General features: G+C 61.3%; 23 protein-coding genes and 9 tRNA genes. 24 read left to right on the top strand and 8 right to left on the bottom strand.

All coding sequences use genetic code 11. From position 1 onward, the window contains the following. Window positions 1–22 precede the first annotated feature (22 nt). Window positions 23–925 (top strand): DMT family transporter, encoded by a 903-nt coding sequence (locus tag ACWBU6_RS20385; RefSeq protein WP_452645203.1) that lies wholly within the window; start codon window positions 23–25, stop codon window positions 923–925. Between the two features lie 391 nt (window positions 926–1316). Here ACWBU6_RS20385 and ACWBU6_RS20380 read toward each other — a convergent pair whose 3' ends face one another. Next, complete coding sequence (locus ACWBU6_RS20380; protein WP_452645202.1) at window positions 1317–1667, bottom strand: TonB-dependent receptor domain-containing protein; 351 nt, start codon at window positions 1665–1667, stop codon at window positions 1317–1319. A 253-nt stretch (window positions 1668–1920) separates the two neighbouring features. Here ACWBU6_RS20380 and ACWBU6_RS20375 point away from each other — a divergent pair, with 253 nt between their 5' ends. Beyond that, window positions 1921–3069, top strand: a complete 1149-nt coding sequence (locus ACWBU6_RS20375) for a PepSY-associated TM helix domain-containing protein (protein ID WP_452645201.1) — start codon at window positions 1921–1923, stop codon at window positions 3067–3069. Then, window positions 3066–3227 carry a hypothetical protein gene (locus ACWBU6_RS20370; protein ID WP_452645200.1) on the top strand — a complete coding sequence of 54 codons (162 nt, stop codon included), beginning with the start codon at window positions 3066–3068 and terminating at the stop codon, window positions 3225–3227. Before ACWBU6_RS20375 ends, ACWBU6_RS20370 begins: the two co-directional genes overlap by 4 nt. A gap of 13 nt (window positions 3228–3240) precedes the next feature. On the opposite strand, the gene ACWBU6_RS20365 is transcribed toward ACWBU6_RS20370, so the two are convergent. Continuing rightward, window positions 3241–3720 carry a GNAT family N-acetyltransferase gene (locus ACWBU6_RS20365; protein WP_452645199.1) on the bottom strand — a complete coding sequence of 160 codons (480 nt, stop codon included), beginning with the start codon at window positions 3718–3720 and terminating at the stop codon, window positions 3241–3243. Between the two features lie 2 nt (window positions 3721–3722). Beyond that, window positions 3723–5885, bottom strand: coding sequence for a methionine--tRNA ligase (gene metG, locus ACWBU6_RS20360; RefSeq protein WP_452645198.1), 2163 nt, complete (start codon window positions 5883–5885; stop codon window positions 3723–3725). Between the two features lie 82 nt (window positions 5886–5967). Between metG and apbC the strand changes: the two genes are divergently transcribed. The 21 genes from apbC to ACWBU6_RS20255 all read left to right on the top strand — a co-directional run bounded on the left by apbC (window position 5968) and on the right by ACWBU6_RS20255 (window position 19768). Beyond that, complete coding sequence (gene apbC, locus ACWBU6_RS20355) at window positions 5968–7050, top strand: iron-sulfur cluster carrier protein ApbC (RefSeq protein ID WP_452645197.1); 1083 nt, start codon at window positions 5968–5970, stop codon at window positions 7048–7050. Further along, a complete protein-coding gene (locus ACWBU6_RS20350) occupies window positions 7050–8132 on the top strand; it encodes a WD40/YVTN/BNR-like repeat-containing protein (protein ID WP_452645196.1) in 1083 nt (360 codons plus the stop codon). Before apbC ends, ACWBU6_RS20350 begins: the two co-directional genes overlap by 1 nt. An 11-nt stretch (window positions 8133–8143) precedes the next feature. Next, complete coding sequence (locus tag ACWBU6_RS20345; RefSeq protein WP_452645195.1) at window positions 8144–8530, top strand: DUF4399 domain-containing protein; 387 nt, start codon at window positions 8144–8146, stop codon at window positions 8528–8530. A gap of 111 nt (window positions 8531–8641) precedes the next feature. Then, window positions 8642–10036 (top strand): glutamate--tRNA ligase, encoded by a 1395-nt coding sequence (gene gltX / locus ACWBU6_RS20340; protein WP_452645194.1) that lies wholly within the window; start codon window positions 8642–8644, stop codon window positions 10034–10036. Window positions 10037–10111: 75 nt separating this feature from the next. Then, a tRNA-Ala gene (locus tag ACWBU6_RS20335) sits at window positions 10112–10187 on the top strand. Window positions 10188–10233: 46 nt separating this feature from the next. Then, window positions 10234–10309: transfer RNA gene (locus tag ACWBU6_RS20330), tRNA-Glu, on the top strand. Between the two features lie 26 nt (window positions 10310–10335). After that, a tRNA-Ala gene (locus ACWBU6_RS20325) sits at window positions 10336–10411 on the top strand. 40 nt (window positions 10412–10451) lie between these two features. Continuing rightward, a tRNA-Glu gene (locus ACWBU6_RS20320) sits at window positions 10452–10527 on the top strand. 26 nt (window positions 10528–10553) lie between these two features. Beyond that, window positions 10554–10629, top strand: a tRNA-Ala gene (locus ACWBU6_RS20315). A 30-nt stretch (window positions 10630–10659) separates the two neighbouring features. After that, window positions 10660–10735 (top strand) — tRNA-Glu (locus tag ACWBU6_RS20310). A gap of 113 nt (window positions 10736–10848) precedes the next feature. Then, complete coding sequence (locus ACWBU6_RS20305; protein ID WP_452645193.1) at window positions 10849–11352, top strand: hypothetical protein; 504 nt, start codon at window positions 10849–10851, stop codon at window positions 11350–11352. An 81-nt stretch (window positions 11353–11433) separates the two neighbouring features. After that, entirely contained in the window at window positions 11434–12531 is a 1098-nt protein-coding gene (locus ACWBU6_RS20300; protein WP_452645192.1) for a cytochrome c oxidase subunit II, read from the top strand. 11 nt (window positions 12532–12542) lie between these two features. Next, complete coding sequence (gene ctaD / locus ACWBU6_RS20295) at window positions 12543–14351, top strand: cytochrome c oxidase subunit I (protein WP_452645191.1); 1809 nt, start codon at window positions 12543–12545, stop codon at window positions 14349–14351. Further along, window positions 14348–14998: a cytochrome c oxidase subunit 3 gene (locus ACWBU6_RS20290; RefSeq protein WP_452645190.1), complete on the top strand. Its 651-nt coding sequence runs from the start codon at window positions 14348–14350 to the stop codon at window positions 14996–14998. The genes ctaD and ACWBU6_RS20290 overlap by 4 nt, the downstream gene beginning before the upstream one ends. Window positions 14999–15001: 3 nt before the next feature. Then, window positions 15002–15658 (top strand): heme-copper oxidase subunit III family protein, encoded by a 657-nt coding sequence (locus ACWBU6_RS20285; protein WP_452645189.1) that lies wholly within the window; start codon window positions 15002–15004, stop codon window positions 15656–15658. 9 nt (window positions 15659–15667) lie between these two features. Further along, entirely contained in the window at window positions 15668–16003 is a 336-nt protein-coding gene (locus ACWBU6_RS20280) for a cytochrome C oxidase subunit IV family protein (RefSeq protein WP_452645188.1), read from the top strand. Window positions 16004–16042: 39 nt separating this feature from the next. Next, window positions 16043–16118: transfer RNA gene (locus ACWBU6_RS20275), tRNA-Glu, on the top strand. A gap of 28 nt (window positions 16119–16146) precedes the next feature. Beyond that, window positions 16147–16222, top strand: a tRNA-Glu gene (locus tag ACWBU6_RS20270). 46 nt (window positions 16223–16268) lie between these two features. Next, window positions 16269–17405 carry an elongation factor P maturation arginine rhamnosyltransferase EarP gene (gene earP / locus ACWBU6_RS20265; RefSeq protein ID WP_452645187.1) on the top strand — a complete coding sequence of 379 codons (1137 nt, stop codon included), beginning with the start codon at window positions 16269–16271 and terminating at the stop codon, window positions 17403–17405. A 65-nt stretch (window positions 17406–17470) separates the two neighbouring features. After that, entirely contained in the window at window positions 17471–18046 is a 576-nt protein-coding gene (locus ACWBU6_RS20260) for an elongation factor P (RefSeq protein ID WP_130311408.1), read from the top strand. Window positions 18047–18190: 144 nt separating this feature from the next. Continuing rightward, window positions 18191–19768: an amidase gene (locus tag ACWBU6_RS20255; protein ID WP_452645186.1), complete on the top strand. Its 1578-nt coding sequence runs from the start codon at window positions 18191–18193 to the stop codon at window positions 19766–19768. 86 nt (window positions 19769–19854) lie between these two features. Here ACWBU6_RS20255 and dbpA read toward each other — a convergent pair whose 3' ends face one another. The 5 genes from dbpA to ACWBU6_RS20230 form a co-directional block, all read right to left on the bottom strand. Then, window positions 19855–21264, bottom strand: coding sequence for an ATP-dependent RNA helicase DbpA (dbpA, locus tag ACWBU6_RS20250; RefSeq protein WP_452645185.1), 1410 nt, complete (start codon window positions 21262–21264; stop codon window positions 19855–19857). A 3-nt stretch (window positions 21265–21267) separates the two neighbouring features. Beyond that, entirely contained in the window at window positions 21268–21501 is a 234-nt protein-coding gene (locus tag ACWBU6_RS20245; protein ID WP_452645184.1) for a hypothetical protein, read from the bottom strand. A gap of 82 nt (window positions 21502–21583) precedes the next feature. Beyond that, entirely contained in the window at window positions 21584–23239 is a 1656-nt protein-coding gene (locus tag ACWBU6_RS20240) for an acid phosphatase (protein WP_452645183.1), read from the bottom strand. A 46-nt stretch (window positions 23240–23285) separates the two neighbouring features. Next, the gene (locus ACWBU6_RS20235) at window positions 23286–23843 is read right to left on the bottom strand and encodes a hypothetical protein (protein ID WP_452645182.1); all 558 of its coding nucleotides are present in this window, start codon (window positions 23841–23843) and stop codon (window positions 23286–23288) included. Between the two features lie 53 nt (window positions 23844–23896). After that, a tRNA-Met gene (locus ACWBU6_RS20230) sits at window positions 23897–23973 on the bottom strand. Window positions 23974–23989: the final 16 nt, after the last annotated feature.

Genomic DNA, 23989 nt, shown 5'->3' with positions numbered 1-23989 from the left:
ATAGCGTATCCTTGCGGGCACCATGAAAGCCCGCACAGCAACTCTCCTGACCATACCGCCATTGCTTTGGGCAGGAAACGCGATCGTTGGACGCATGGTGGTGCACGATGTGCCGCCGATCATGCTCAACTTCTTGCGCTGGGCAATCGCATTTGTCCTGCTGCTGCCGCTTGCCGGGCCGGTTTTCCGCCCCGGCAGCGGGCTGTGGCTGCACTGGCGGCGCCTTGCCGTGCTGGGCCTGCTTGGCATCGGGCTGTATAACGCCCTGCAATACCTCGCCCTGCAAAGCTCCACCCCGATCAATGTGACGCTGGTGGCGTCCGGCATGCCGGTCTGGATGATGCTGACCGGCTGGCTGTTCTTTGGCGCCGGCGTCTCGCGGCGCCAGGTTGCCGGCGCGGTCTTGTCGATTGCCGGCGTTTTGCTGGTATTGGCGCGTGGCGAATGGTCGCACCTGTTGGAATTACACCTGGTGGCCGGCGATATATTCATGATCCTGGCCACGATTGCCTGGTCCTTATATAGCTGGCTATTAACGCGGACTACCGGCCCGGCCGATATTCGTGGTCATTGGGCCAGTTTCCTGCTGGCGCAAGTGGCTTTTGGCGCGGCCTGGTCCGGTTTATTTGCGGCAGGCGAGGCGACATTCTCCTCCGCTTCCATTCATTGGAGCTGGCCGCTGCTTGCGGCATTGGCATATGTTGCCATTGGACCGGCGATTATTGCATTTCGCTGCTGGGGCGCTGGAGTGCAGCAGGCCGGGCCGGCGGTGGCTGCATTCTTTGTGAATCTGACGCCTTTATTTACCGCGCTGCTTTCCTCCTTCATTCTCGGCGAAGCGCCGAAAATCTATCACGCGGCCGCATTTATACTGATCGTCGGCGGGATTATTATCTCCTCCGGCCGTGCGACGGCCCGGCGCTGAATCTGATAATTTCAAGTTTTCCCCGGAGGTTGCCATGCGTATCCTCATCCTTGCCGCGCTTGCGGCCGCCATTTCCCTGACAGCCTGCCAGAAGCCGCCGCCCAAGCCTCCCCAGCCTATTGCGGCCGTGAGCCAGTTTTTGGCCTGAGCGTGCCAAAGTCTGGCGCGACCGCCGGCTGCGCATCAGAAGTCGACGGTCGCCGAAGCGGTGATAGTGCGCGGCGCACCTGCTACCAGGTAACCGGCTCCCGGATACCCGCCGGCCGATGCCCAGTAATTCCTGGCGAATGCGTTATTGGCACGCGCCCGGAAAGTAACGGCGCGGTCCGCAATGCGCGTTGCATACGCCAGGCCCAAATCAATTCGCGACCACGATGGGAGCTGCTGGGTATTAGCACCGTCTGCAAATTGCCTGGATGTATAAATGGCGCGCGCATTCAGTGTCAGGCCGAATGGCTTGAATATCCCATTCAGAACCCAAATTAAGCTGGGTTTTTGGAACGCCAATCACTTCCTTGCCCTGGGTAGCGGGATCGGCGGTGCGGCGCTGTTCGGCGTCGAGCAGGGTTAATCCACCCAGCAGGCGCATACCACGCATTGGATTGCCAAATACCGACAATTCAAGGCCGCGATTGCGCTGTTCGCCATATACCCCAAAATGACGGTTCTGGACATACGCCGATGGCATACCGGTAGAAAATACCGCCGCACTGAAACCGAGGGAACCGGTATCGACTTTCACGCCCACTTCTTTCTGGCGCGACACATAAGGAGAGAAGACGGCGCCAACCTTCGGCCGAGGCATCGGCGGAGGCGCTGACCACCACCGTCTGCATTTCCTGCGCGGTTGCAAAACCACTGGCCATGAGAGCGGCGGCGAAGGCGAGGGGAGTGCGTTCGTACATGAGTGACTAGCCAAAATTAGTTGCGGAATGTAGTATGTTAATCTAAATGCGAATTATTCGCATTAACATATCTTTACATTTCAAACCTTCATGAGTCCTCAAACCACCCGCCGCTGGGCATGGATACACAAGTGGAGCAGCCTGGTCTGCACTATCTTCATGCTGCTGCTTTGCCTGACCGGCCTGCCGCTGATCTACCATCACGAAATCAGCCATGCGATGGGCTATGAGACGGAAGCGCCGGAAATGGCGGCCGATACCCCGAAAGCAAATATCGACGAAGTGATCGCCGTGGCCAAGGCCCTGTATCCCGGCAAGATCATGATGTACATGTCGCAGGAGGCCGACGAGCCGAATATCTGGAACCTGACGCTGGGCGACCATCCGGCCGACACCAATTTCAAGCCGGTGGCGATCGACGCGCGCACCGCCAAGGTGCTGGCCCAGCACAATTTCGAAGACACCTTCCTCGGCGTGATGTTCCACCTGCACGTGGACTTGTATGCCGGCCTGTGGGGCAAGCTGTTCCTGGGTTTCATGGGCTTGCTGCTGGTGGTGGCGATCGTCTCGGGCGTGGTGCTGTACGCGCCGTTCATGCGCAAGCTGGACTTCGGCACCGTGCGCCGTGACCGCGCGCCGCGCCTGAAGTGGCTGGACCTGCACAACCTGCTGGGTATCGTGACCCTGGTGTGGGCTCTGGTGGTCGGTGCGACGGGCATGATCAATACTTGGGCCGACCTGCTGCTCAAATACTGGCAGGTCACGGAGATGGCGGAGATGGTGGCGCCGTACAAGGACCTGCCGCCGCCGACCTCGCTGGCCTCGATGGAAGATTCGATGCAGCGCGCCCTGGCGGCGGAGCCGGGCATGAATATCGGCTTTGTCGCTTTCCCGGGCACGCCATTCACCAGTGCCCACCATTACGGCATCTTCATGCGCGGCGACCAGGCACTGACCTCGCGCCTGTACAAGCCAGTGCTGGTCGATGCGCAGACCGCCCAGGTCACCGATAACCGCGAGCTGCCGTGGTACCTGACCGCGCTGCTGATTTCACAGCCGCTGCACTTCGGCGACTACGGCGGCCAGGCGATGAAGCTGTTGTGGGCCTTGCTGGATATTGCGACCATCATTGTGCTGGGTAGCGGCCTTTACCTGTGGCTAAAGCGCGGGGCAGTTTCGCCCGCCGCGGCAGCCGATGCGGCGCTGCCGCCCGCCGTAATGGAAGGACTGTCCAAATGAACTGGAAACTCTGGGGCGCACCCATCTTGCTCGGTATCTCGACGGCTATCGGCCTTGGCTCCGCGCTGGTGGGCGATGGCTGGTGGGATGCGGTATCTGCTGCCGCCCTTGGCGCGCCGGTCGCGGTGGGTATTTACTTTGGCTGGCGCCGTAGTTGAATTAGTGAGGGCATCAGTGCTTGAGCAGGCGCCGCATGACCAGCGGTGCCGGCTCCAGCGGGTTGGCGTGGGAGTATTCGAGTTCTTCGGCCAGCGTGAATTCGTAAGCGGTGTAGAAGTCGATCAGCTTGGGCTGGTCGCTGCGCACGGCCAGGCGCAGTTCCTCGATGCCGGCCGCGAGTGCGTGGTGGATGACGGCTTCCAGCAGGTGTTGCGAGAGATTGGTGCCGCGGTAGCCGGCCACCACGCCCATGCGCAGGATTTCCCATACATCGGGCTCGGCGTCGAGCGGCAGCCAGCGTACGGAGCCGATCGGCGTTTCGCCGTCGAGCAAAATAAAACCGCCGCCGTCGCGCAGGTGTTCGGCGACGTAGACGGCGGTTTCACGGTGTCCACTGGAGGTGACGCTGACCTTGCCGGCCCACGCTTTGCGCGTGAGCTCGGCGATCAGGGGCGCATCTTCAGCGGTCGCTTCGCGAACTATTATGTCCATGCTTAGCTGATGCGCATGCCTGGTGTGGCGCCAGGCCATGGATTCAGGATGTAGATGCCGGGATTGGCCTTCTCATCTACCGCTGACGCGGCCATTACCATGCCTTCCGAGACGCCGAACTTCATCTTGCGTGGCGCCAAGTTGGCAACCAGGACGGTGAGCTTGCCGACCAGGTCTTCCGGCTGGTACATCGACTTGATGCCGGAGAAAACGTTGCGGTGGCGGCCTTCGCCCGCGTCCAGCGTCAGGCGCAGCAGCTTGTCGGAGCCTTCCACGTGTTCGCAGTTAACGATCTTGGCAATACGCAGGTCGACTTTGAAGAAATCATCGACCGAGATTTCGGGGGCGATGACTTCGATGCCGGTCTCAGTGACGGCAGGGGCAGCAGCCGCCTTGGATTTTGCCGCTTTCTCGGGCTTGGCGGCCGCTGCGGGAGCTGCGGCGACCTGTGCCGGCGCATCGAACAGGTCTTCGACCATCTTGGCGTCAACGCGGGTCATCAGGTGGCTGTAGGCGCCGATGGTGCGGCCCAGCATTGGCTGCCATGCGGCGCCGCTTGCAACCGAAGTATCGGCCCAGGTGTAGGCGGCATCGTTCAGGAAGGTGCGCACGTTGGCGGCAACGCCCGGCAGCACCGGCGATAGCAGGATGGTCAACTGGCGGAACAGGATCAGGGCGGCGCTGCAGACGTCGTGCAGTTCGGCCACTTTGGAGTCGTCCTTGGCCAGGATCCATGGCTTGTTCTCGTCGACGAAGCGGTTGGCCACGTCGGCGATTTCCATGATTTCACGCAAGGCCTTGCCGAACTCGCGCGATTCGAAGTTGGCGGCGATGGCAGCCTGGCGCTCGGAGCCGTCTTCGTTCACCAGCGCCTTCTTGATCCATTCCTGCGAGGAGGCGGACAGGGACGAAGCCAGCTTGCCGTCGAACTTCTTGGCGATGAAGCCTGCGCAACGGGACGCGATGTTGACGAACTTGCCGATCAGGTCCGAATTGACGCGCGCCACGAAGTCCTCACCGGTGAAGTCCAGGTCTTCGACGCGGGAGTTCAGTTTGTAGGCCAGGTAGTAGCGCAGCCACTCCGGATTCATGCCCAGGTTCAGGTAGCGCAGCGGCGAAATGCCGGTGCCGCGCGATTTGGACATCTTCTCGTTGTTCACGGTCAGGTGGCCGTGCACGGCAACCTTCATACGGTCGATGGTCGGATGCTTGGCAAATTGCAGCATCGCTGGCCAGAACAGCAGGTGGAAGGACACGATGTCCTTGCCGATGAAGTGGATCTGTTCGGTGCCCGGATCGGCCAGCAGCGCGTCGTAGTCGATGCCCTTCTTGCCGCAGTAATTCTTCAGCGAAGCGAGGTAGCCGACCGGCGCGTCCAGCCAGACGTAGAAGTACTTGTTCGGCGCATCCGGGATCGGGATGCCGAAGTAGGGCGCGTCACGCGAGATATCCCAGTCGGCCAGCTTTTCGCCGGCTTCGCCCAGCCACTCGGAAACCTTGTTCACCATCTCAGGCTGCAAACGGCCCGGGGTGTTCAGCCAGTCGCGCAGGAATTCGAAGCAGCGCGGGTCGGACAGCTTGAAGAAATACTGCTCCGAAGGCTTCAGGATCGGGGTGGCGTTGGTGAATACCGAATACGGGTTCACCAGGTCGGTCGGCTGGTAAGCGGCGCCGCACACTTCGCAGTTGTCGCCGTATTGGTCCTTGGCGTGGCACTTCGGGCACTCGCCCTTGATGTTGCGGTCGGCCAGGAACATACCCTTGACCGGGTCGAAGAAGCGGTCAACGGTCTTGGTCTGGATCAGGCCAGCATCGCGCAGCTTGCGGTAGATGCCCTGGGACAGTTCCACGTTTTCCGGCGAATCGGTGGAGTACCAGTTATCGAAGGCGATATGGAAACCATCCAGGTACTGCGGCCGGCCGGCGGCGATCTTGGCCACGAATTCCTGCGGGGTGATGCCTTCCTTTTCCGCAGCAATCATGATCGGGGTGCCGTGGGTGTCATCGGCGCCCACGAAGTGCACTTCGCGCAAACCGTCGCCCTCGGCCTGCATTCGCTGGAAACGGACCCAGATGTCGGCCTGGATGTACTCCATCATGTGGCCGATGTGGAAGGCAGCGTTTGCGTATGGCAGGGCAGTGGTGACGAACAGCTTGCGAGTCATAATTGATGCGCTTGTAAGGTGGATAAAAAGAGCATTTTACCAGCGGATGCGCTAGACTGCGCCATCACCAATGGAGAATTGCATGAGTATCACCGTAGATGACGTCAAATCAGCACTGTCCAAAGTAGTCGACCCTAATACCAACAAGGACTTTGTCTCCTCCAAATCAGTTCGCAACCTGAAGGTGGATGGGGGTGAAATCAGCCTGGATATCGAGCTGGGTTATCCGGCCAAGTCGCAAACCGATTCGATCCGTGCCAACGTGCTGGCTGCCCTGCAGCCGCTGGGCGCCAAAGTCAGCCTGAACATCGCCAGCAAGATCATTTCCCACTCCGTGCAGCGCGGCCTGAAGCTGATGCCGAACGTGAAGAATATCATCGCCGTCGCCTCTGGCAAGGGCGGTGTCGGCAAGTCGACTACCGCCGTCAACCTCGCGCTGGCCCTGGCTGCCGAAGGGGCATCGGTTGGCGTGCTCGACGCCGATATTTACGGCCCTTCGCAGCCGATGATGCTGGGCGTTTCCGGCCGCCCGACCACCTCCGACGGCAAGACCATGGACCCGATGGAGGGGCATGGCGTGCAGGTTTCCTCGATCGGCTTCCTGATCGACCCGGACGAACCGATGGTTTGGCGCGGCCCGATGGTGACCCAGGCCTTGCAGCAACTGCTGGAGCAGACCAACTGGCGCGACCTGGATTACCTGATTGTCGACATGCCGCCAGGTACCGGCGATATCCAGTTGACGCTGTCGCAGAAAGTGCCGGTGACCGGCGCCGTGATCGTCACGACGCCGCAGGACATTGCGCTGCTTGACGCGCGCAAGGGCCTGAAGATGTTCGAGAAGGTCGGCATCCCGATCCTGGGCGTGGTGGAGAATATGAGCACGCATATCTGCTCGAACTGCGGCCATACCGAAGAGATCTTCGGTCACGGCGGCGGCGCGAAGATGTGCGCCGACTTTGGCGTGGACTTCCTCGGCGCGCTGCCTTTGAAGCTGGCGATCCGCGAGCAGACCGATTCCGGCAAACCTACCGTGGTTGCCGAGCCGGATGGCGCGGAGGCTGCCATCTACAAGGCGATCGCACGCAAGGTGGCGGTGAAGGTGGCCGAGAAGGCCAAGGATATGAGCAGCAAGTTCCCTAGCATCGTCATCAAGCACGACTGATGCGGCGCGCTCTCCCATGCGCGGCCTTGGCCGCACTGGCCGTGTTGGCGGGCTGCTCGGCGCCCGGCACGCTGGCCGGATCGGCGGCGCCAGCCCGCCTGCCGGCGTGGGAGCCACAGCGCCACGCCGCTACCGTCGAACTGCGCGGCCTGTCCGTCCTGAGCGGAAAGGTGGCGTGGGCCAGCGGCGCCAAAGGCACTGTCCTGCGCACCGTCGACGGCCAGCACTGGACCTCGCACATGGTACCGGGGGCGGACGCATTCGACTTCCGTGACATCGAGGCGTTTGACGCCAATACCGCCATCGTGATGGGCGCCGGCCCCGGCGCTGCTTCGCGCATGTACCGCACGCGCGACGGCGGCGCCAGCTGGCAGCTGCTGGTTGTGAACAAGGAGACGGAAGGCTTCTGGGACGCAATGGCGTTCTGGGATGCCAGCCACGGCATCGTCTTCGGCGATCCGGTGGGCGGCGTGTTCCAGATCCTGTTGACCGCGGACGGCGGCGACACCTGGCACCCGGCACTGGACCCGAAAGGCCTGGCCGCGCTGCCGCAAGAGGGCGCGTTCGCCGCCAGCGGCACCTGCCTGAGCGTAGGCGCGAATGGCAAGGCCTGGTTTGTCACTGGCGGCGCCGCACAGTCACGGGTATTCCGTTCGACCGACCGCGGTCAAAGCTGGCAGTCGGCGCCATTGCCCATCCCGGCTGCCGCGGCCAGCAAGGGCGCCTTCTCGGTAGGCTTTGGCGGGCGGGGACTCGGCCTGGCGGCCGGCGGCGACTATAAGGAGCCTGCGCTGGGAACCCTGAACGGGGCGGTCAGCAGCGATGGCGGCGCAAGCTGGTCACCGGCGCCGATCCTGCCATCGGGCTTCATGTCGGCGGTGCTGCCGGTGCCAGGGGCGCGCGAAACCTTTGTTGCTGTTGGCCTGGCCGGGAGCGGCTACACCCGGGACGGCGGCAAGACCTGGACAATTATCGAAAAGGAAACGAAACTGAACGCCGTTGGCTTTTCAGCTTCCGGCGCCGGATGGGCCGTCGGACCGAAAGGCTTGATCGTCAAATACGTTGGACCCCCTCTCAGATAAAGGAGAAAGCAATGCAGAAAATCGTGGCGGCCCTGGCAATGGCCCTGGTAGCAGGCACCGCGGCAGCGCAATCGGTAGACTTCACCGAGCCCAGCAATGGCGCGGTGGTCAGCAGCCCATTCAAGGTCAAATTCGCCGTCACCGGCATGGAAGTGAAGCCGGCCGGTACCATGGACAACAATACCGGCCACCACCACCTGATCATCAACGGCGACAGCATGAAGGTTGGCGAATCGATTCCCTTCGACGAGAAGCACCTGCACTTCGGCAAAGGCCAGACCGAAACCGACGTCACCCTGCCGCCAGGCACCTACAAACTGACCATGCAGTTTGCCAACGGCGCCCATCAAAGTTACGGCCCCGGCCTGTCCAAGACCATCACCGTCACCGTCAAGTAGCAGCCGAGCTCGTGTCCCCCCCCTGGGGTCAGACCCCAGGGGGGACACGAGCTCAAGCGAGAGGTTTGCAGGTAAAATAATGCCTTTATATTTTTCTGCATTCCACTCGAGATGACTCAAGTCCGTACCCGTTTCGCTCCTAGCCCGACCGGTTTCCTGCACGTCGGCGGCGCGCGCACTGCGCTGTATTCCTGGGCCTTCGCCCGCCATTTCGGCGGCACCTTCGTGCTGCGTATCGAGGATACCGACCTGGAACGTTCTACCCCGGAGGCGGTGCAAGCCATCCTGGACGGCATGAAGTGGCTCGGCCTGGACCACGATGAGGGCCCGTTCTACCAGATGCAGCGCATGGACCGCTACCGCGAAGTCGTGGCGCAAATGCTGCAAGAGGGCACTGCTTATCATTGCTACTCGTCGCCGGAAGAAGTGCAAGCCATGCGCGACAAGGCCACGGCAGCCGGCGAGAAGCCGCGCTACGACGGCACCTGGCGTCCGGAAGAGGGCAAGACCCTGCCGGCAATCCCGGCCGACCGCAAGCCGGTGGTGCGCTTCAAGAACCCGCTCGATGGCGACGTCAGCTGGAACGACGTGGTCAAAGGCACCATCACCATCGCCAACAAGGAGCTGGATGACCTGGTCATTGCCCGCCCTGACGGCACCCCGACTTACAACTTCTGCGTGGCAGTCGATGACTGGGATATGAAAATCACCCACGTGCTGCGCGGCGACGACCACGTCAACAACACCCCGCGCCAGATCAACATCCTGCGCGCCATCGGCGCCGAGCTGCCGCAATACGGCCACCTGCCGATGATCCTGGGTTCGGACGGCGCCAAGCTGTCCAAACGCCACGGCGCCGTCAGCGTGATGGAATATCCGGCCCAGGGCTACCTGCCGGAAGCCATGTTGAACTACCTGGCCCGCCTGGGCTGGTCGCACGGGGACGATGAACTGTTCTCGATGGAGCAGTTCTGCCAGTGGTTCAACCTGGAGAGCCTGACCGCTTCGCCTGCCCAGTTCAACTACGACAAGCTGGCGTGGGTCAACAACCACTGGATCAAGCAGTCCGACAACGCCCGCCTGGCCGAGCTGGTCACGCCGAAGCTGCTGGCCGAAGGCGGCAGCCTGCAAGGCGCGCCTGAGCTGCCGCTGGTATTGGCCCTGCTGAAAGACCGTGCCAACACCATCAATGAGCTGGCGGAAGCCGCGATGCTGTTCTACCGCGCGCCGAATCCGGACGCTGCCCTGATGACCCAGCACTACACCGATGCCGTGAAGCCAGCCGTGGCTGATTTCGCCGCGCGCATCGCTACCGTCGAGTGGACCAAGGAAGCGATCGCCGCCATGATCAAGGAAGTGCTGGCAGCGCACGGCCTGAAAATGCCTCAGCTGGCGATGCCGCTGCGCCTGATGGTGGCCGGCCAACTGCAGACTCCTGCTATCGATGCGGTGCTGCAATTGTTCGGACGCGACACCGTGGCAGCCCGCCTGGCGCAATTCGCCTAAATAATTTCGTCAATCTTGCAAATTAGCATTTGCAATTTGAAGAAGGGCTGCTATACTTCTGTCTCCTTCGAAAACGGGGGTATAGCTCAGCTGGGAGAGCGCTTGCATGGCATGCAAGAGGTCAGCGGTTCGATCCCGCTTACCTCCACCAGTTTAGCGAAGGAAATGCAGTAAAACGGTAGTAAAAGCAGTCCAGGGTCCCCATCGTCTAGAGGCCTAGGACATCACCCTTTCACGGTGAGTACCGGGGTTCGAATCCCCGTGGGGACGCCAAGAGCAGTAACAATCTGTGCCAGCATGGGGGTATAGCTCAGCTGGGAGAGCGCTTGCATGGCATGCAAGAGGTCAGCGGTTCGATCCCGCTTACCTCCACCAACGCGGCAGAGATTGAGAGTAGTAACGGAAAGTCCATATGGTCCCCATCGTCTAGAGGCCTAGGACATCACCCTTTCACGGTGAGTACCGGGGTTCGAATCCCCGTGGGGACGCCAAGCTTTTCGCATTATGTTGTGCCCAGGGGGGTATAGCTCAGCTGGGAGAGCGCTTGCATGGCATGCAAGAGGTCAGCGGTTCGATCCCGCTTACCTCCACCAACAAGGCACAACGTAGCAATAGTCCAACAGGTCCCCATCGTCTAGAGGCCTAGGACATCACCCTTTCACGGTGAGTACCGGGGTTCGAATCCCCGTGGGGACGCCAGCATTCTTCTTACTTCCATCCAAAACTGCCTAAAAAGCGTGCAAGCTTAACTCCTTTGCATCTTCGTGCTTTGCGTACTAATATGAGTTACGGACCCTGCACAGGAGGAAGTCATGGAACTTCGCGTGTTGCAATCGCATCGCTGGGTGGCGCGCCAGGCTGACTGGACCGCCGCAGCCATTGCCGGTTTCGGAGCCGGCGGTATCCTGATGTTGCTGGAACTGATGTGGGCCACCGCGCAAGGCGGTGACCGGTGGCTGACAACCCGGATGGTAGCCGCGATGGTCATGGGCTGGGAGGTGCTGCAAACTTCCGGCTACGACCTGACGGTGGTGATCGCAGCGCTGGCAGTCCACTATATCCTCGGTATCACATTCGCCATGATGCTGGCGGCCATCATCGCGCCATTCCAGCTCGATTCGAGCATGGGGCTGGTGGCGCTGACCGGTGCCGCGTTCGGGGCGCTGCTGTATGTGCTGAATTTCTATGGCATGTCCGGCGCCTTTACCTGGTTTGCCGAATTGCGGGGATGGGCAACCTTTGGCGCCCATGTGATCTTCGGCGCTTGCTGCGCAGTGTTTTACCGCATGCTTGAAAGGCCAGAAAAACGCGAGTGAATAAGCCTTGGCAAGTGCGCCCCGCCAGCGAGCGGGGCGTAGCCGTGTGTAGTTTTCCCATAACTAACCGGGCTTATCATTATGGCGTTGGCAATCTCCCTCATCCTGATTGTTCTTGGCGCGATTATCTTTCACTGGCTCAGCCCATGGTGGCTGACTCCCATAGCCTCCAACTGGCAGGCGATGGACGATGCCCTGATGATCACACTCGTGATCTGCGCCGCGCTCTTCATCATCATTCACCTGTTTGTCGCCTACGCCGTGGTCAAGTTCCGCCACCGCGAAGGCCATCGCGCCGCGGCGGAATCGCATAACCGCAAGCTGGAGTGGTGGCTGATCGGTGCCACTTCGCTCGGCATCGTGGCCATGCTGGCGCCTGGCTTGCACGTTTATGCGAAGCTGATCGACCCGCCGCCCAATGCCAGCGTGTTCGAGGTGATGGGCAAGCAATGGGACTGGCATTACCGGCTGCCGGGCAAGGACAGCAAGCTCGGCGCGACCGACGTGCGCTTCATCAATGCCACCAATCCCTTCGGCATCGATCCGGAAGATCCGGCGGGGCAGGACGATGTATTAGTCGACGGCAACGAGATGCATATCCCGATCAACCAGCCGGTCAAGGTGCTGTTGCGGGCGCAGGACGTGCTGCACGATTACTACGTGCCACAGTTCCGTACGCGCATGAACATGGTGCCCGGCCTGGTGACGCATTTCTGGCTGACGCCCACGCAGCTCGGGCGCTTTGAAGTGCTGTGCGCGCAGCTTTGCGGGGTAGGGCATTCGAATATGCGCAGTGCCGTGGTGGTGGACGCGCCGGCGGCTTACGATGCCTGGCTGGCCAAGCAGCCCACCTTCAGCGGGCGTAATGCGGCTGGGGGCGTCGGCGGGCCGGCCGAACCGGGCAAGCAGGGCAGGCTGATCGCGCAGTCGAAAGGCTGTATCGCCTGTCATAGTGTGGACGGCGCGCCAGGCGTCGGCCCCACATGGAAAGGTTTGTTTGGCAAACAGGAAGCATTGGAGGGTGGGTCCACCATCGCGGTGGATGAAGCCTACCTGAAGCAGTCCATCAACGACCCCAAGGCCACCGTGGTCAAGGGCTATCCGAACATCATGCCGCCCAACCCCTTAAGCGATGAGGAAATGGCGGCGATGATCGACTACATCAAGACGGTACGCTGAGGAGACCTCGCATGTCTTATGGTGAACAGCACGGCCACGACGAAGGACACGATCACGCCCCGCAAAGCTTTTGGACCAAGTATGTCTGGAGCCAGGACCATAAGGTCATCGCCATCCAGTACACGATTACCGCATTGTTTGTCGGCCTGATCGGCCTGGTCCTGTCCGACCTGATGCGGCTGCAGCTTGGCTTCCCCGGAAAGTTCCAGTTCATCGATCCGAACAGCTATTACCAGTTCATCACCATGCACGGCATGATCATGGTGGTGTACCTGCTGACGGCGCTGTTCCTGGGCGGCTTCGGGAATTACCTGATCCCGCTGATGGTCGGGGCGCGGGATATGGTGTTCCCTTTCCTGAACATGCTCTCTTACTGGTTCTACTTGCTGGCGGTAGTCGTGTTGTGCGCGAGCTTCTTTGTTCCCGGCGGGCCGACCGGGGCAGGGTGGACGCTGTATCCGCCGCAAGCCATCTTGCCGGGCACACCGGGTGTGGAATGGGGCATTGTCGTGATGCTGGTGTCGCTGGCCATCTTTATTGTCGCGGCCACCATGGGCGGCCTGAATTATGTCACCACGGTACTGCAGGCGCGCACGCGCGGCATGACCCTGATGCGCATGCCGCTGTCGGTGTGGGGCATTTTCGTAGCGACCATCCTGGCGCTGCTGGCCTTCCCGGCGTTGTTTGTCAGCGCCGTGATGATGCTGTTCGATAAGCTGCTCGGCACCAGCTTCTTCATGCCGGCCCTGGTATCGATGGGGCAGCAGCTCGATTACAAGGGTGGCAGCCCGCTGCTGTTCCAGCACCTGTTCTGGTTCTTCGGCCACCCGGAGGTGTACATCGTCGCGCTGCCGGCCTTCGGCGTGATTTCGGACCTGATCAGCGTGCATGCTCGCAAGTGCATCTTCGGCTACCGCATGATGGTGTGGGCGATCGTGATCATCGGCGGCTTGAGCTTCGTGGTGTGGGCGCACCATATGTACGTCAGCGGCATGCACCCGTGGTTCGGTTTCTTCTTCGCCACCACGACCCTGATCATTGCGGTCCCGACCGCACTGAAAGTCTATAACTGGACCCTGACCCTGTGGCGCGGCGATATCCATATGACGGTGCCGATGCTGTTCGCACTGGGCTTTATCAGCACCTTCCTGATCGGCGGCCTGACTGGCCTGTTCCTTGGCAACGTCAGTGTCGATATTCCGTTGTCGAATACCTACTTTGTCGTGGCGCACTTCCATATGGTGATGGGCGTGTCGCCGGTGCTGGCGGTGTTCGGCGGACTGTATCACTGGTACCCGAAAGTGACCGGCCGCATGTACAACGAAGCGCTGGGGCAGGCGCATTTCTGGATCACCTTCATCGGCTCCTACGCAATCTTCTTCCCGATGCATTACCTGGGCGTACTTGGCATGCCGCGCCGTTATTACGCTTACGAGAACTACGTCTTTATTCCCGAGTCGGCCCACACGCTGAACGCCTTCATTACGGTGGCCGCCATCGTGGTCGGCGTGGCGCAGCTGCTGTTCCTGTTCAACCTGGCGTGGAGCGCGCGCAAGGGTGTGGTGGCGGGCGGCAATCCGTGGCGGGCGGCGAGCCTTGAGTGGTTCACGCCGCACACGCCGCCCGGGCATGGCAACTGGGGGCCTGAGCTGCCGTCCGTGCATCGCGGCGCTTACGAATATGGTGTAGATGGCCCCGGCGGCGATTACATCCCGCAGAATGCGGGTCCGGAATACGGGCCCGATCCGCATGCACAGCCGCCATCGCATCCTCCGTCACGATCGGCGCCGCATCATGATCCTGCGGAGGTGCCGAAATGAGCAACAACGCGACACTTCGGTCAAATGGCGGCTTCCCGGGCCAGCCCGGCGGCGATGGCGGCGCACGCGGCAGCGAACCGGCCTGGCCGAAAGGTGCGCGCCGCACCGGGCTTTGGATCTTCATGGTGGTGGTCAGCACCTTGTTTGGCCTGTTCGGCGTGGCCTACATGATGCGTGCTGCGTACGAGGACTGGCGGCCGATCGCCTATGTGCCGTGGCAGCTGTATGGCAGCACCGGTCTGCTGGTGCTCTGCAGCCTGGCTTGGGAGCTGGCCCGGCGGCAGGTTGCGGCCGGCCAGCGGGAGGCGGCGCGCCGAACATCGATCGGTGCGCTGGTGTTGTCGGCCATGTTCGTGCTCTCCCAGCTTTTCGCCTGGCAGGCAATGACGGCAGCGGACTACGGCGTGGCGGCCAATCCCGCCAACAGTTTCTTTTACCTGATCACCGGCCTGCACGCTGCGCACGTGTTGGGCGGTATGGTGGCCGGTGCCTTCGCGCTGCGCCGGGCAGGGGAGGCGATCGGCTTGTGCGCGCAGTACTGGCATTTCCTGTTTGTCCTCTGGCTGGCGGTGTTCGCCTTGCTGTACATGGTGACGCCGGAACTGGTCAGGGCCTTCTGCACAACGATAGGCATTCCAGTGAGGTGAGGTATGGATACCGGCACCAACGATTTGAAAGGCTTCGTCTCCGACTGGGCGGGCGACCGTGTCGCGTTCCGCGTACCGTGGGGCAAGGCGATGATGTGGATCTTCCTGCTTAGCGACACCTTCATATTCGGCACTTTCCTCACCGGCTATATGTCGGTCCGCATGGCCACCACCACGGCGTGGCCCAATCCCAGCGAAGTGTTCTCGCTCACGATTGCCGGCACCAACTACCCGCTGATCCTGATTGCGATCATGACCTTCGTGCTGATTACCAGCAGCGGCACGATGGCGATGGCGGTCAATTACGGCTACCAGCGCAATCGCAAGATGGCCGCCATCTTGATGCTGGTGACGGCGGCTTTCGGCCTGGTCTTCGTCGGCATGCAGGCCTTCGAGTGGAGCAAGCTGATTCACGAGGGCGTGCGGCCGTGGGGCAATCCCATGGGCGCGGCGCAGTTCGGATCGTGCTTCTTCATGATTACCGGCTTTCACGGGCTGCACGTGTCGGCGGGCGTGATTTACCTGACGATCATCGCGATGCGCGTGCTGAAGGGGCATTACGAGAAAAAGGGTTATGACATCGTCGAGATCACCGGCCTGTATTGGCACTTTGTCGACCTTGTCTGGGTATTCATCTTTGCATTGTTCTATCTCTGGTAGGAGGCTGCCATGTCCGAAACTACCACCGCCCACCAACAGCACCCGATCGGCACCTACGTCAAAGTCTGGATACTGCTGTTCGTATTGAGCTTCTTCTCTTACCTGGTGGACTTCTACCATTTGCAGGGCATGCTGCGCTGGTCGCTGATCCTGATTCTGATGACGCTGAAAGCCGGCTTTATCGTCGCCGTTTTCATGCACATGAAATGGGAGCGGCTGGCGCTGATCTACGCAATTACCTTGCCGCCGCTGGCGATTCTCGTGCTGGTGGTGATGATGTCGGTGGAGTCGGATTACGTGAACGCGAATCGCATCGAGCACTTCGCCGTTGCGCCCTTGAAATGAGGCTTGCACGCTGATATAATTCGCGCACGCTTTTACGACGTCCCCATCGTCTAGAGGCCTAGGACATCACCCTTTCACGGTGAGTACCGGGGTTCGAATCCCCGTGGGGACGCCAAGTCATACAAGCGTAGTGCAAGTCCAGGGTCCCCATCGTCTAGAGGCCTAGGACATCACCCTTTCACGGTGAGTACCGGGGTTCGAATCCCCGTGGGGACGCCACAGATTAGAATGAAGCCGCCTAGTGCGGCTTTTTCATTTTCAGCTTATGCCTAGCTTGTCCCTCGATCTATTTTGCAAAGTTGTCGATAATTTCGGCGACATCGGCATCTGCTGGCGCCTGGCGCGCCAGTTGCAGCGTGAGCACGGCATTGCCGTCAGGCTGTGGGTCGATGACATGCCTACCTTTCAGCGCATCTGCCCGCATGTCGACGTCGCCGCCGAGCTGCAACAGCTGGACGGCGTCGCCGTGCGCCACTGGGGCTCGCAGGAGGGCGCGTTCGCTGCCGGCGACGTGGCCGACATCGTGATCGAATTCTTCGGCTGTGACATTCCGCCCGGCTATATTGCCGCGATGGCGCAGCGGCCGGAGCGCCCGGTCTGGCTCAATCTCGAAGGCTTGAGCGCGGAAGAGTGGGTGGAAGGTTGCCACAGCTTGCCATCGAAGCATCCGCGCTTGCCGCTGACCAAGTATTTCTTCTTCCCCGGCTTTACCGAAAAAACCGGCGGGCTCTTGTACGAAAAAGGCCTTGAAGCCGAGCGGCGCGCCTATATCTCCGATCCCGCCGCGGTATCGGCTTTCCTGTCCTCGCTGGGCGTCACGGAAAACGAGGCGGCGGCAATGAAGGTATCGCTGTTCTGCTACCCGTACGCACCGGTCGCCGGATTGCTTGCGGCGTGGCGCGGCGGTGGGCAGCAGGTGACTTGCCTGGTGCCGGAAGGTGTGGCAAGCGAGGCGGTGGCGAACTTCCTCGGCCAGCCTGCCGTGCCTGGCGCGGTGCGCAGCGAAGGCGCATTGACTGTGCGCGTGCTGCCCTTCGTTGCGCAACAGGATTACGACAAGCTGCTGTGGTCCTGCGATCTGAACTTCGTGCGCGGCGAAGATTCCTGGGTGAGGGCGCAGTGGGCTGGCAAATCCTTCATCTGGAACATTTACGCGCAAGACGAAAACCTGCACCATAAGAAGTTGCGCGCCTTCCTGCAGCGCTATGCGGCCGGCAGTGCGCTCGATGAATTCTCCCTGGCCTGGAACGACATGCCGCAAGGCGACTGGCCAACCCTTTGGAAAGCCCTCGTCGCGGCCATGCCTGAAATTTCGGCAAAGTCGACACAATGGCAACAAAAAATCCTGGCCAACGGCGATTTGGCCACGAATTTGACTAAATTTTGTGCATCGCTGAAGTAACACATCACAAGCCCGTGCTATAATGCACGGTTACTGCAACTCCCCTTAACCGGTATATATTCGCTATGAAATTCGCAAAAGAGATTCGTGTCGGCAACATCATCATGGTTGAAGACAAGCCATTCATCGTTCTGCGTTCCGACGTCAACGGCTCGTCCCGCACTGGCTTCACCTACAAGTGGAAGATGAAAAACCTGCTGACCGGCGCCCCGCTGGAAAACGTGTTCCGCGGCGACGACAAGTTCGACGTGGTCGTTCTGGACAAGAAGCCGGTGACCTACTCGTACTTCGCTGATCCACTGTTCGTGTTCATGGACGAAGAGTACAACCAGTACGAAATCGAAGAAGAGAACATGGGCGAAGCAGTCAACTACCTGAAAGACGGTATGGAATGCGAAGCTGTCTTCTACGACGGCAAGGCAATTTCGGTGGAACTGCCTACCACCATCGCGCGCCAGATCATTTACTCGGAGCCGGCAGTGAAGGGCAACACCTCCGGTAACGTGCTGAAAGAAGCCAAGCTGGAAAACGCCATCGAAGGCCGCAACTTCTCGATCCAGGTGCCACTGTTCGTGTCCCAGGACGACGTGGTCGAGATCGACACCCGTACCCACGAGTTCAAGAAGGTCGTTCGCGCCTGATTGCGGGCAATTTGCGACGTAGTGTTGCAAATGCGCAATAAAAAGCCCGCTGATGCGGGCTTTTTTGCTTTTGAGCAGTATTAATCACTTGCAAACTGCTGGTATTCTACTGGTTTGTGCTTTTCTTGACTGAGGGCGTACCAGATGGATCGAAGGGGTTTCGTGAAGTTGGGACTGGCTGCCGGCGGGGCAGCCACTTTGCCGCGCACGCAGGCCGCGGTGCCGTCCGTGCTCGATGCCGGAGTTCAGCACCAGCAAGGCCTGATGGCCGCCAACAAGCTGACTTCACACGCCCTCACGTCGCAATACCTGTCCCGGATCAACACGATCGACAAATCCGGTCCCCGTATCAATTCCATCATCGAAATCAATCCGGAAGCGCTGAAGATCGCCCGCGAAATGGATCGCGAGCGACACCAGCGCCGTGTACGCGGCCCGCTGCACGGCATCCCGGTACTCCTGAAAGACAATATTGCGACAGCGGACCGCATGAGCACCACCGCCGGATCGCTGGCGCTGGCAGGCGTCCGTGCGGCGCGCGACTCCCATGTGGCAGCGCGCTTGCGCGAAGCCGGCGCGGTCATCATCGGCAAGACGAACCTGAGCGAGTGGGCCAATATGCGCTCGAGCCACTCCGTCAGCGGATGGAGCGCGCGCGGCGGCCTGACGCGCAATCCGTATTCGCTGGACCGCAATTGCAGCGGTTCCAGTTCCGGCTCCGGCGCCGCGATTGCGGCCGGGCTGGCGACACTGGCGGTCGGCACCGAGACCGACGGCTCGATCGTATCGCCCGCATCGATCTGCGGCCTGGTTGGCATCAAGCCGACCATCGGCCTGGTGAGCCGCAGTGGCATCATCCCTATTGCCCATTCGCAGGACACTGCAGGCCCGATGGCACGCAGCGTTTCCGACGCCGCGCTGATGCTGGCTGCGATGGCAGGTGTCGATCCGAACGATCCCGCCACGCAGGACGGCGCCGGCAAGGCCGCCGATTATTCGTCTGCGCTCAAGCGCGATGGCTTGCGCGGCAAGCGGCTCGGCGTCGCCCGCAATTTCTTCGGCGGCAGCGACGGCGTGGATGGGGAAATCGAAAAAGCGCTGGATGCGCTGAAAGCGCAGGGCGCAATCCTGGTCGACGTCCAAGTGCCCAACACGGAAAAATACGGCGACAGCGAAACCGAAGTGCTGCTGCACGAATTCAAGGCCGACCTTGCAGCCTACCTGCGCGACTATGCGCCGAACGCCAAGGTCAAGAACATGGCCGACCTGATCGCCTTCAACAAGCGGAATGCCCAGCTTGAAATGCCATACTTTGGCCAGGAATATCTCGAGCGCGCGGAAGCCAAGCCGGGCCTTGATAACCAGGCATATCGGGATGCGCTGGCCAACAACCACCGCTATTCGCGGGAAGAGGGCATCGACCTGGTGCTGAAGGCGCACGAACTGGATGCGCTGGTCGCGCCGACCGATGGCACCGCATGGCTGACGGACTTCATCAACGGCGACCACTACGGCAAAAGCTTCTCGTCTCCAGCAGCGGTAGCTGGCTATCCGCACATCACAGTACCGGCTGGCTATGTGCGCGGCTTGCCGGTCGGCCTATCCTTCGTCGGCACAGCATTCAGCGAAGCGGCATTGATCGGCATGGCCTACGCTTTCGAGCAAGCGACGCTGGTTCGCCGCGCCCCGCAATTCCCGGCCAGCGTCTCCCTCCGCAGCTGAAAAATGTCCACCTTGGGGTCAGGAAGCGAAGTGGACATTTCTGTAAAGAATGTCCACTTTTGTTCCTGACCCCAGGGTGGACATTTTTAGACGTCAATCATGCGCATCTTGAAGTTGCGGCCTTTGAAGCTGCCGAAGTCGCCGCCGGGCATGGTGCTGGCGGCCTTCAGGCGGGCGAAGGCTTCGTGCGCGATGCGGCGGTCGAGGGCGACATAGGTCTGGAATTCGGTGACATTGATCTTGCCGACTTGTTCCTTGGTCAGGCCACCGTCGCCGCACAGCGCGCCCAGCACGTCGCCGGCGCGCAATTTTTCCTTCTTGCCGCCCGCGATGCAGAGCGTCAGCATGGGCGCCGGTTCGGCGTTCACAAATTCGTCTTCCGCCAGTTCCTTGATCCCGTGCCATTCCACCGGCGCGCCCTGGTAGTCTTCGATCAGCTTGACCCATTTCTTCTCGTTCGGTGCGCATAGCGTGAGCGACAGCCCTTTTTCGCCTCCGCGGCCGGTGCGGCCAATTCGGTGGATGTGGACCTCGGTATCGCGTGACACGTCGGCATTGATCACCGCTTCCAGGTTGGCAATGTCGAGGCCGCGCGCGGCAACGTCGGTGGCGATCAGGATCGAGCAGCTGCGGTTGGAGAACAGTACGAGGATTTCGTCGCGTTCGCGCTGTTCCAATTCGCCGTACAGGGCGAGCGCGGAGAAGCCTTCCGCGTGCAGTTCGTCCAGCAATTCCTTGCAGTGCACCTTGGTATTGCAGAAGATGATGGCGGAGGCGGGCTGGTAGTGCTTGAGCAGCTTGCCGACAGCCTTGTCGCGGTCGTCGAAGCCGATCTCGTAAAAGCGCTGTTCGATCTGGCCGCCGCTGTGCTGGGCTTCGACAGTCACTTCGACCGGATCGGCCAGGAAGGCTTCAGTGGCTTGCCGGATGTCGTCCGGATAGGTCGCTGAGAAAAGCAGGGTCTGGCGGCGTTTCGGGCAGGCGCGCACGATGCCGGCGATTTCGTCGTAGAAGCCCATATCGGTCATGCGGTCCGCCTCATCCAGCACCAGGGTGCGCACATTCGACAGGTCGAGCGATTCGCGCGACAGGTGATCGCGCACGCGGCCCGGCGTGCCGACCACGATGTGGGCGCCAAATTCCAGCGAGGCGATCTGCGGGCGCATTGGCGCGCCGCCGGTCAGCACCACCACCTTCACATTGGGCACGCAGCGCGCCAGGCGGCGCAGCTCGTTGGCCACCTGGTCGGCCAGCTCGCGGGTAGGGCAGAGCACCAGTCCCTGCACTGCAAACCAGGCGGTATTGAGGTTGCACAGCATGCCGATGCCGAAGGCTGCAGTCTTGCCGCTGCCGGTCTTCGCTTGCGCAATGAGGTCGCGGCCTTGCATGATGGACGGCAGGCTTTGCGCCTGGATCTCGGTCATTTCGCGGTAACCCAGCGAGTCCAGGTTGGCAAGGAGTTTTTCGGACAGTGGCAGGGTAGCGAAAGAGGTCATTTTTTAGTCCCGCCGCCAGATCGGCAGGCCGGTAAGGTCCAGGTTGGGATCATTCTGCCAGATTGGCAGGCCGCTGGCGTCGGTGGGTCCGAGTTCGCCCAGCAGGTCGAGTTGTTCCTGTTTGCGCGGCGAGCGGCGAACACGCGGCGGCGGCGGAAGCTTGGCTTCCGGCGTCATCGGCTCGGCAGGCTCGAAGCCTGGCAGGTCGATTGTCGCGTTGTCTTTTTTATCTCTCATTATCCGTCGCAGAAAACAAAAGCCCGGCTGAATCAGTCGGGCTTCCTTTTAGAACCGGCGGATTGTAACACGGGCAACCATGTCAACGGAAGGCGAGGGCCCCCGTCAGGTCGCCCGGCGGCAGCGCACCGTGCTCGGCGAAAGCCTTGTTGCGCTCGGCCAGACCTTCCAGCAATGGCAGGCCATGCAGGCGGGTGATGAAGCGTAGGATCGAGGTGGTGTCGTAGAAGCTGTGGTCAACCGTGGCCTTCTTGGCAAACGGCGACACGATGATGGCGGGGATGCGCGAACCCGGACCCCAGCGGTCGCCTTTCGGTGGCGCGACGTGATCCCACCAGCCGCCGTTTTCATCGAACGTCACCACCACGACCATGTTTTCCCACTGCGGCGAATTCTGCAGGTGCTGCAGCACGTTGACAATGTGCTGGTCGCCCGATTCGATATCCGAGTAGCCTGCGTGCAGGTTCAGATTGCCCTGCGGCTTGTAGAAGCTCACCGCCGGCAGTTTGCCTGCCACCACGTCGGCCAGGAATTTGTTTGATATCGGGCTGTCGCCCATGCCGCCATCGCGGATATGGGCAGCGCGTTGGGCGGTGCCCGGCGCGAACTGCTTGAAATAGCTGAACGGCTGGTGGTGGTACTGGAAGTTCGGCTTGGTGCCGCCGCCCTTGTGGTCCAGCGCAGCCTGGAAAGCGCCGCCATACCACGCCCAGCTCACGCCTTTGCGCGACAGCAGGTCGCCGATGGTGTCGTAGGTTTGTGGCGGCAGGTAGCTCGGGTCTTCGGGATTGGCGTGCATCGGGTCGCCGCCCGGCGCCGGACGCACCCAGCTTGGCTGGTAGGGTGGGGCCATGGTGTTGACCGCAAAACCGTCCGGCGTGATGGCGCCATCATTCACATAAACCGGCCTGCCTTCCATCGCGGATTTCGGGCTCTTTGGATCAAGCGCCAGCTTGTAGCCGGCCGGGCCATCGGACAGCACGGCAATCTTGCGTTTGGCCGGGCTGTTGGCGGCATCCGGGTAGACCGGGCAGCGGCCCGATACCAGGAACTGGTGGTTCAGGTAGGAGCCGCCGAAAGCAGCCATGAAGAAGTTGTCGCACAGGGTGTACTGGCGTGCCACCTGCCACAGGCCGAGGTTCTTTTCCATCTCGCCGTAGTAACCCATTACCATGCCGCCGGTATTGCCCCAGGCGACGAAGCTGTCGTTCTTGCCGCCGTTGATCTGCATCTGGTTCTGGTAGAACAGGTGCCACAGGTCGCGCGTAATGACGGATTCGGGCAGCGGCTTGCCTTCGGCGTCGACCAGCTTGAACGGTGCGTTCGGCAGGCCGGCAAGCTGGTCTTCCTTCAATTCATAGCGTTTGCCGGCGATGTCTTGCGGCACCGGCACCAGGCCGCCCCAGACTTTGGGCAGCGTTGGCAGGATGCTGCCGTCGTAGTCGCGCTGCTGGTAGTGTGCCGGCTTCAGGGCCGACATGGGCGAGGCCAGGCCGGGGAAGTCGGCGAACAGGTTGTTGAAGCTGCGGTTCTCGAGGTAGATCACCACCACGTTCCTGACGTTGGCCTGCAACTTGTCGTCCAGTGAAATCGCTTTGGCCGGCTTGGCGGATGTCGAGGGCGGGGCGGCGTTCACGCCTGGCAGGCTGGCTGCGAGGCCGGCGGCGCCTGCAGCCTGGAAGATTCGGCGGCGTGCCGGGCTGGCCGGCAGATCGTCCTTGCTGTTTTCGTCGTTCACGCCTTGCTCCTTGCGGTTCTTGTCGCGTGCAATTGTGACAGTTCGACTACAAAAAGGCGAGGACCCCGCGCTGGTAGGTTTCCCGCACTTCGGCGATGGGCTGGTGCGAGGCCGAGTACAGCACTGCGCGATGTTCGAACAGCGCGGCAGGGGAGCGCAGCATGGTGCTGGAGAAGGTGCGGCGGTAAGGCGCCAATGGCAGCACGGCCTTGCCGAAGGGCGTGTCCGTTTCGTCCAGCAGGCGGTTCATTTCCGGCGCCAGGCGGCTTGGGATATACCAGTTGTCCGCCTCGGAAAACAGATGCGGGCCGCAGTAAAGCTGCACACGGCGGTATTTGACGTCTGCGCCGGTCACGCCCAGTCGGGCTAGGGTTTCGGCGCTGGCGGGTTTATCCGCCCCGCGCACCAGGCGGGCGACAATCCTTGGCTCGGCCGCCATGGCGTGGTCGGCGCACCATTTCTCCAGTGTCAGCGTGGCGCTGCTGCTGGCCAGGATGCCGCTGCTAAGTTTTTGAGCGAGGACTTCTGCTGGATCGCCGGGGCTGGCGCATGCCGCCAGCAGGGGCAAGGCCGGGATCCAGCGTAAGCAAGGCGAAATTTGCATTGGCGCACCCGGAAATGGAAAAAGCCGTTGCGAAGGCAACGGCTTTTCGAATCTGGTTGCGGGGACAGGATTTGAACCTGTGACCTTCGGGTTATGAGCCCGACGAGCTGCCAGACTGCTCCACCCCGCGTCTGAGGCAAGCATTA

The organism is Pseudoduganella sp. HUAS MS19 (assembly GCF_053615455.1).
Note: the sequence above shows the minus strand (reverse complement) of the source record. Positions and strands in the feature narration are given on the sequence as shown.